Source organism: Corynebacterium sp. 1103A (assembly GCF_055700955.1).
Genome location: NZ_JASTTF010000002.1, coordinates 338,127 through 346,761 on the forward strand (window position 1 = coordinate 338,127; position 8,635 = coordinate 346,761).

The following is an 8,635-nucleotide window of genomic DNA, read 5'->3' on the forward strand; positions in this document are numbered from 1 at the left end:
CTGGCGGACCGTAAAAGTTTTGTTCTCCTACGGAAGGTAATCGCACTCGTATGTCCGCCTATGAGACCCGAGCCTGGACCCAGCACTACGGCGACTGGACCCCCGCGGAAGTGGAAATAGGCAACGAGACCCTCGTGGACGTCTACCAGCGCAATCTCTCCGAGAACGGGGACCGCCCGGCCACCTATTTCTTCGGCCGCACCCTCACCTACACCGAGCTGGACCAGCAGGTCCGCGCCGCCGCGGCCGGGCTCAAGGCCTTCGGCATCCGCCCCGGCGACCGGGTCGCCATCGTGCTGCCGAACTGCCCGCAGCACATCGTCGCCTTCCACGCCGTACTGCACTTGGGCGCCACCGTGGTCGAGCACAACCCGCTCTACACCAGCTACGAGCTGGAGGGCCTGTTCAGCGACCACGGCGCCCGCGTGGCCATCGCCTGGGACAAGGCCGCCGCCACCCTGGAGCCGCTGCGCTCCACCACTGACCTGGAGACCATCATCTCCGTGGACATGACTGAGGCCATGCCGCGCCTGCAGCAGCTAGCGCTCAAGCTGCCGGTGCCGCCCATCAAGGCCAAGCGGGAACAGCTCACCGCCCCGGCCCCGGGCTCGGTCCCCTGGTCCACGCTGCTCAGCTCCGCCATCGGCGGCGATGGCCGCAACCTCACCCCGGCGGACATCCGCCCGGCCGACCCGGCGCTCATCCTCTACACCTCCGGCACCACCGGCGCGCCCAAGGGCGCGGTGCTCACCCACCGCAACCTACAGTCCAACTGCCTGATGGCCATCGCCTGGGTGCCCAACCTGGGCGAGGAGCCCGAGCGCTTCCTGGCCGCCCTCCCGCTCTTCCACGCCTACGGCATGACCGCGGTGTGCACGATGTCCATCTTCGTCGGCGCCGAGATCATCTTGCTGCCCGCCCCGAAGATGGACCTCATCCTGAGCGTGGTCAAAAAGCACATGCCCACCTGGTTCCCGGGCGTGCCGACGCTGTACGAGAAGCTCGCCGACGCCGCCAAGGACAAGGGCGTGAGCCTCCAGGGCATCAAGAAGTCCTTCTCTGGTGCGGCCACCCTGCCGGTCGCCACGGTGGAAAAGTGGGAGGCGACCACCGGCGGCATGCTGGTGGAAGGCTACGGCCTGACGGAGACCTCCCCGGTTATCTGCGGCAACCCGATGAACGAGCACCGCCGCCCCGGCTACATCGGCCTGCCCTTCCCCAATACTGAGGCCCGCGTGGCCGACCCGGACGACCCCTCGGTCACCCTGCCGGACGGCGAGGAAGGCGAGCTGCTCGTGCGCGGCCCGCAGGTCTTTTCCGGCTACCTCAACAACCCGGAAGCGACCGAGAAGTCCTTCTACAAGGACTGGTTCCGCACCGGCGATATGGCCGTCATGGAAGAAGACGGCTTCATCCGCCTGGTTGCCCGCATCAAGGAGGTCATCATCACCGGTGGCTTCAACGTCTACCCCGCGGAGGTCGAGGAAACCATCCTCTCCCACCCGGACGTCACCGACGTGGCCGTGGTGGGCCGCCCCCGCAAGGACGGCTCGGAGGACGTGGTCGCCTGCGTGACCCTCCGCGACGGCGCCGCCCTGGACCCGCAGGGCATGCAGGACTTCGCCCGCCAGCGCCTGACCCGCTACAAGGTCCCGCGCACCTTCTACCACTTCGAGGAACTCGCCCGCGACCAGATGGGCAAGATCCGCCGCCGCGAGGTCCAAGCCGACCTGCTCGAGCTCCTCCAGCGCTAAGCCAGCGCCCACCACCCCGACGGGAAACAGCAATCCCCCCGGACCCCGCCGGGATTTATCTACCCCTATCGCTCAACGCGGCCATTCCCGCCGGCCGCACTCGCACCCCACGCGCAGAAGCCGATATTTCCCCCGAACCTTCCAAAAATATCAACCTCTGTCACTCAGAAATACCGTTTCCCCAGTTCACCAACCGGCGAAACGGTCAGAGGCCGATAATTCCACCCGCGCTCCCGCACTCCCGCACGCACGCGCGCGTGCCCACGCGCCTAACGCACCGGCTGCGGCTGCCGGGCCGCGCGGGCCCGGCTTAAGTCTTCGAAGACCGCGGTGTTGAAGGCGAAGGCCTCTTGGGCCTCCGCAATCAGCGCCTCCCGCTCGCCCGCGCTCAGCGGCAGCTCGTCCAGCTGGCGGCGGTAGGCCGCCCGGTACGGAGGGATCTTGCCGATCGCGGCGAAATCGTAGAAGCGCAGCGCATCCGCGTCGATGTCGTAGATGGTGCCCAGCCGCGCCGCGATGACCTGGCCGCCGGAGATATCCCCCAGGTAGCGCACGTAGTGGTGCGCGATAACCCGGGCCGCCTCATCTTCGCCCAGCGACTCCAGGCGGGCCACGTAGCGCGCGGTGGCCGGCAGAATCCGGACCTTCTCGCGCCAGTCGGAGCCCATCATGTTCGCCAGGTCGTTCTCCAGCGCCGGTCGACGCTCCAAGCGCGGGTCCGCCACCGCAGAGCCCAGCGCGGTGTGCGCTACCCGCCGCACGGCGGTCTCCAGCGCGTCGTAGATAAACCACAGCTGACCGGTCAGGGCGTACACCGCCTCCGCGTCCAGGTCGCCCCTCACCAGGGCGGTCATAAACTCCGAGCCTTCCGCGCCTTCGTGTGCCCGCGCCGTCTCGTCCCGCAACGTCTGGGACAGCGGCTGGACCACTTGAGTGCGTTCCGTCATCGTGGCAGTCGAGGCCATTGTTGTTCTCCTTCCGAGTACGCAGTGCGCAAACCGCGCCCGCTGCCAAGGCCTCCGTGGAACTGACCTCAGCTCGTTCATTTCCTACATATTAAGGTTTGCCTTACCTGAAAGTACAGGGGTGAAAGCCAATATCAAACCAATGTATGACACCTCATACTCCACCCCCAGACAGCGAGCAGCCCACAGCCAGCCCGGGGCACAAGCTCGCCCAGGACCACAGCCACTACCCAGCCTTTCCTGCAGAGAATGTGCGAAAATAGATAGACTTCACCGCCCCAAAAAGAGGAGACAGATAACCATGGAAATGTCGACGATTACCGAGTGGATGTTCGCCGCCGAAATCCCCATCCCCGACGACATCTACGGCCTGCTCATCGACGGGGAGCAGCCCTACGCCGCCTTCAAGACCTTCCGCGACTCCGCGGTATTTACCTCCAAGCGCCTCATCGTCCGCGACGCCCAGGGACTGTCCGGCAAGAAGGTGGAAATCTATTCGCTCCCCTACAGCGCCATCAACATGTGGTCGAGCGAAAACGCCGGCAAGATGTTTGACTTCACCGCCGAGGTCGAGCTGTGGACGCGCGCCGGCCACATCAAGATCAAACTCGGCCGGGACGTGGACGTTCGCCGCATCGACTCCCTCATCGCCCACGCCGTGCTCAGCCACTAAGCGCCGTTAGGGCCCACCCCTTCAGCCGAGCACCACAAGCTTCGACCAAGCCCTTATTTGCCCAGCCGGAGGGCCAGGTAACGGCCGGTCACCGACTGCGGGGAGTCCGCGACTTGGGCGGGTGTGCCGGTGGCGAGAATCTCCCCGCCGTCCTCACCGCCGCCGGGCCCTAAGTCGTTGACGTAGTCGGCATCCGCAATGAGGTCGAGGTCGTGCTCGATGACAATGACCGTCGCGCCGCGCTTGGTCAGCGCGTCGAGAACGGATACCAGCGTGCGGACATCGAGCAGGTGCAGGCCCACGCTGGGCTCGTCCAGTACGAAGACCGCGTCGCTGTGGTCGCGGTTCATCTGGCCGACCAGCTTGAGGCGCTGGGCCTCCCCGCCGGACAGGACCGGGGTCGCCTCCCCCCCATTACGTTGTTAGCAGTTCCACCTCAGGGCGCCGAAGATTCATGGTCTGTCCACCCGATTGGGCGGGTTATGTTTATTTCCGTTCCCTCCGTCTGAAAGGACAGTGGAACTAGTCGCTGGCTTCGGTATGGCTTATTCCCGCCCCTGTCTGAAAATGATCCGGGGGGTGATGCCGCCGAAGACAGTGACATACTCGAACTGCTAATAGGAACCGGGCCCGACCCCCGGAAAGTGGATGTTCCGGTATACACTACTGGGAAAATTGCGCCTTTTCATTTAGAGGCGTCGACTTAACGGTTAGCAACTTCGCGATCTCATCTCGCCACTTTAGAGGTCGGATCTCCTCAGAGACATAGGCCTTCTCAAACACACGGTAGAGGTCTGGATAAATACTCTCTTTCTTCACTAGGTTTTTTACCTGCGCAATATCTACGGGAATAATCTTTAACGGGGTAAATTTTCCTTCCGGTGTCCAGTAGCCCGAGTTCTTTCGGGACCTAAAGTCATTCGCGACATTGACGTCAATATGAGGGGCTACAAAAACGCAGTAGTCACTACTATTGCCGGTGCCCAGAATGTGAGTTCCGAGATGCCGAGAAACGGGCTCCATTTCCATACGCCGTGCGTTCCCACCATCTGCCAGCGTAGCTTCGATAAGTAAGTCATGTTTGGGATAGGATTCAGACTTCTCAAACTCAAAAACAATGTCTGCACCTCCTCCCTGGGCGTGGGTTCGCGGCATTAGGTCTGCTTGGAATGACAACTTCAGGAAACGCAAGACATCGCCTTGGCGACCAGAAAACTCATACCAAATGAGCCCAAGGATAAACTCAAAAATGGTTGACGGAGTCGCTTCTTCAGTAACAAGTTCATGAATTCGCTGGTCGTCACGAGCTGCAAAACTGTCCAAGAGCTCGATGAATACGTCCTTCGTAAACCGATTGTCAAGAAGATCATGAAGACGCTCGTAGCGTTCATCTTCCACAAAGCCACTTGCCTGAGAAAGTGAAGTAAGCTCCACTCCAAACTCGGAAGACAAGGCGCCAAGAAGTGCCGACTCTGATATATCGAAAATTGGCGAGATATCTTTAAGTCCTAGCGAGCTAGTCAGCTTCGATGAAGACGTGAACATCTCTTCAACTAGCTCATCGTCGATCAACGAGAAGAACGCCCCGGGAATTGAATCAAATGAGACCGAGTCCTCACGGAACATTATTGTGTCGGTTAACTTGAAATACCTTCGATTGAGATCAAAATAATCCGACAAGTTGAGTCGCGCCTTAAACAGATGCAAATACTTGAAGAAGATTTCTTTCAACTGGCTTTCGGTTTTAACTGCCGCAAATGGGTTAGTGGGCGCAAAAGAAGACCGCCCGTTCTTGCGAACCTTTGCGCGATGACTGTTTCCGAAAATGAGACGTTTCCAATACACGCGCGTCGTGAGACTGTCAATACGTTCATACAGCTGTAAGATTTCTTCCGCAGAACCACGGCCTTCTAAAAATATTCGCTTCAGAGATTGATAAAATGGATAGTATTTGCGATCATACTTACGCCCCTTACGGTTCATCCCGATCGCCATAACCAGCTCTTCATCAACGGACATCTCGAGAAAAACGGCTAGAGCTCGCTTGTAGTTTTCTCTCGCCATCAGAGCTTCCAGGATTACCTCGTCGAAGGTCACGTCTCCGTTTCGAACATCAATTAGTCTTGTTTTGACGATAGCAAGTGACTGCGCATCGACCACTAGCGGCAATAGATACGTAAATTCGTCAAAGGCCAGGGAACCGAATTCATTCAAAAAGTGAGCCAAAACAAAATAGGGCCTAACGAAAGAGCCTTCCCCGACTCGCAGTGATGTCTTCAGCAGCTGTTTGAGATATATAAAACTATCGGCATCGACCATGAAGTAATTATCGTCGTCAAATATGCCTTTTTCGGCGTAGTTGAGAAGTTCCTCACCAGCCGGTGTGATCACCCTATTGCCGTCCGTAAAACCTAACGTAGGCAAACCGGATGTCTTCTGTCGGGCATCCTTGGCGGGCCGCCCCGCGTCACCCGTGAGAGCATTATGCTCCTGGAGGTAGTAGTAGAAACGTGCTTGCAAATCACGATTCCGCTCCCACTTCCAAGACTCCCCTTCGGCGGCGAGCTCATTTGAAAATGAGCGAAGAAGCATGAGTTGTTCCTCAATACGCAGATTAAGTTGGGCCACTCGGAAACTGGTAGTACCCAGAACCCAGCAGTAACTTTGAAAACTAATCTTTTCGTATACCACAGCACACCCTGTCAGTAGTTTGTAACCAGCACCTCAAGTGTAGACGATGAACGACCGCTCCTATGGTAGTTGGAATTTCGGTAGCTCATGGTCAGTTGGTGCGTCGTAAATGGATGGTCATCTATCCAATCGCGTAAAATTTGGTTCGAGGCTCCTTTCGCTTCTAGCACGTTGGACAGTGCAAAACGGCGCCCAGAATCATGGACTTTGTTCAAAAATTCCAGAAGATCACGTTCATCATCTACAGTCCATCCGCCCCTCTCATTGTAGGTCGCTCGAGTTATGAGATATGGAGGATCACAATAAAATACTGAGTCCTTTGGCGTGTCAATTATATTCAGATCGCGAAAGTCGCCAACTTGAAATACACACTTCATCTCGGAGATCCGCCTATGGAAGTTAACCAGTTTGACGCGCATCCTAGAATTGAAATCGCGCTTACCAACCGGAAGGTTGAAGTCTCCCTTGGCGTTGAAACGCAACTGATTATTAAATCCGAAAATCACCAGAGCATAGAGCAGTAATGGGTCGCGAGTCTCAATGGGTTGACTATTATAAGCCTCACGAAGGCGCAAGAATGGCTCCCTGTTCACTTGGGCTAGGCCCGATGAACTGTCGACGCCATAGTATTTATAAGAGTGCCGGTAGGTGTCGCTAAATCCGTATTCGTCCCTAATCTCATCCATAGCTGAAACAATTACAGCAGGATCATTTCGCGTAAGGAATTGGACAAGATCAAGTAACTGTTCATTGCTGTCGTTGAAGAGCACTTCTTCAGCGTCTACATTCGCCCCGACAGTACATCCGCCCGCAAATAGATCAATAAATAGGCTGGTTGATGGTAGTAGTGGGCGCAACTGGGGCACAAGTTTACCTTTACCCCCGATGTAGTTGATCGGGCTCAAAACGACAGCACTAGCCGGTTTAGATGTAGCCTTTACAGTACAAACGAAAAGACGTTCTGAATTGTCCACAATTGCAGACTTTCCAGTATTGAATACCTTGTAGGGACGTTCAAACACTTGAACATCCCCTTTCTCTGACAAAATCTCCATAATCTTTTGATCGGAAATCTTGGCGTTCGAACGCCCATTTCCTTTATTTGCCATATTGTTGTAGGAAAAAACGATGTACTTGACGTTCGCTTTCGCAACAAGTTCTCTAAACGCGTCAGCAGCCCGCACAGTATTGTAGTCACTCTTCAGAGTTGTTCGGTCCATCTTTCGAGCAACACCGTGGACTTCAGGCTTTTCCCAACGCGCAATATTTTCAAGCAAGTGGTAAGCATCCGAGTATTGACGTGAATTGTACGGCGGATCGCAATAGAGTAAATCACCAGTAATACCACCTACCAACGCATTCGCGTCAGCGTTGTACCCCCTATTCCTCGGCGATACGTTTACACTTGGCAGAAGGACTGGGAAGACAAGAGCCTTATCGAAGGAAGCATTTTTACGATAGGCATCATAGTGACCTACAGTATTAGCAATTCGATCCATTCCATATAGGACCGAAGTAACCAGTATCGCAAATTCCCGTTCATTAACTAGGTTCTGGGACCAAGCCTGCTCTATTAGATCACGAACCGCTCCAATTTTCGAACAGTCGTCAGCACTGAAGTAAGTGTCGGCAAAGTTCTTCCGCACGTAATTGTCATCGCTAGTCTCAAGGGTGTTCAGGTGCAAAATGACGTCGACGATAACATAAGGTCGATATGTTTCCGGTGAGAACCAGCAACAGTTCACTAGATAGTTTGAGTAAAGAATGTCGTTCGTAATAAGATCTTTATCCTTGAACGCATTTGCCACAGCTCCCGTCCCAGAGAAAATGTCAATAACCGAGGAAACTCCCGGACAATGCTGTTCGACGGTCTCTCGGATGAAATCCGTAAGCCCCTGCTTGCTGCCCAAATACCGACGGTTATTAATGTGCGAAACTTTAACACCCGCCTTAACAAGTTCCATTTCAAGTTCGCTCAGCCCCTCATCCCCTAGTTCGTCCGCTAGAGGTCCGCTGGCGCGTTCTATTATTTTGAAGAAATCTGATTCAAAAGAAGGCGCTTGCGTTTTTGTTTCAGAGGTCATATCTAAGTTCCCGTCTACTTGTGGCATTTAGCATCGTAGATGCCGGATGGTGGGCTCGCAAACTTCGTATCTAGACCTTGTGATAACCAACACGAGGCATACACGCATTTAGATACTCCCGTTCACACCGGAAGCACTGTGAATAGGAAATTCGACGAGCAAACAACTGACGCCGGGTCTTATTTGAAGGGTGCTTTCCGACAGTGCGGACGAAATCGATCCCCTGGAGTGCCTTAGGTTTTTAGGTCCGGGTGACTTGAGTGTTGTCCATTGATGCCCTGCCTGTGGGTGGGGAGAATGGATGAATGGTGAAGAAGTTCAGTAAACGCACTCCTGAGCAGATTGTTCGCAAGCTGGATAGAGCGTGTCAAGTTGTTTGTGTGTGGGGTTAGTTTATAGGTACTTATCGAAGCGGTCGGGGTAGGCCACGGCCATTTGGTTAATGGCTTGTTTCCAGCCGGAAACTCG

At 55.7% G+C, this 8,635-nt stretch carries 4 protein-coding genes and 2 pseudogenes; 2 read left to right on the forward strand and 4 right to left on the reverse strand.

The features are described from left to right. Positions 1-47: 47 nt before the first annotated feature. A pseudogene (locus QQS52_RS03185) lies at positions 48-1,754 on the forward strand (long-chain-fatty-acid--CoA ligase); the annotation flags it as partial. Positions 1,755-2,023: 269 nt separating this feature from the next. On the opposite strand, the gene QQS52_RS03190 reads toward QQS52_RS03185, so the two are convergent. Beyond that, a complete protein-coding gene (locus QQS52_RS03190; RefSeq protein ID WP_472772533.1) occupies positions 2,024-2,719 on the reverse strand; it encodes a biliverdin-producing heme oxygenase in 696 nt (231 codons plus the stop codon). 301 nt (positions 2,720-3,020) lie between these two features. Here QQS52_RS03190 and QQS52_RS03195 point away from each other — a divergent pair, with 301 nt between their 5' ends. Next, entirely contained in the window at positions 3,021-3,392 is a 372-nt protein-coding gene (locus QQS52_RS03195; RefSeq protein WP_472772534.1) for a PH domain-containing protein, read from the forward strand. A 53-nt stretch (positions 3,393-3,445) separates the two neighbouring features. Here the strand turns inward: QQS52_RS03195 and QQS52_RS03200 are convergent. The 3 genes and pseudogenes from QQS52_RS03200 to QQS52_RS03210 form a co-directional block, all read right to left on the reverse strand. Continuing rightward, positions 3,446-3,802 (reverse strand): annotated as a pseudogene (locus QQS52_RS03200) (excinuclease ABC subunit UvrA); the annotation flags it as partial. Positions 3,803-4,055: 253 nt separating this feature from the next. After that, positions 4,056-6,020, reverse strand: a complete 1,965-nt coding sequence (locus QQS52_RS03205; protein ID WP_472772535.1) for an AlwI family type II restriction endonuclease — start codon at positions 6,018-6,020, stop codon at positions 4,056-4,058. Between the two features lie 74 nt (positions 6,021-6,094). Beyond that, positions 6,095-8,167 (reverse strand): Dam family site-specific DNA-(adenine-N6)-methyltransferase, encoded by a 2,073-nt coding sequence (locus tag QQS52_RS03210; RefSeq protein WP_472772536.1) that lies wholly within the window; start codon positions 8,165-8,167, stop codon positions 6,095-6,097. Positions 8,168-8,635 lie beyond the last annotated feature (468 nt).

What these genes read in the sequence shown, in the direction of transcription:
- QQS52_RS03210 (WP_472772536.1), bottom strand. Translation starts at nt 8,167, where the DNA reads ATGACCTCTGAAACAAAAACGCAAGCGCCTTCTTTTGAATCAGATTTC.
- QQS52_RS03195 (WP_472772534.1), top strand. Translation starts at nt 3,021, where the DNA reads ATGGAAATGTCGACGATTACCGAGTGGATGTTCGCCGCCGAAATCCCC.
- QQS52_RS03190 (WP_472772533.1), bottom strand. Translation starts at nt 2,719, where the DNA reads ATGGCCTCGACTGCCACGATGACGGAACGCACTCAAGTGGTCCAGCCG.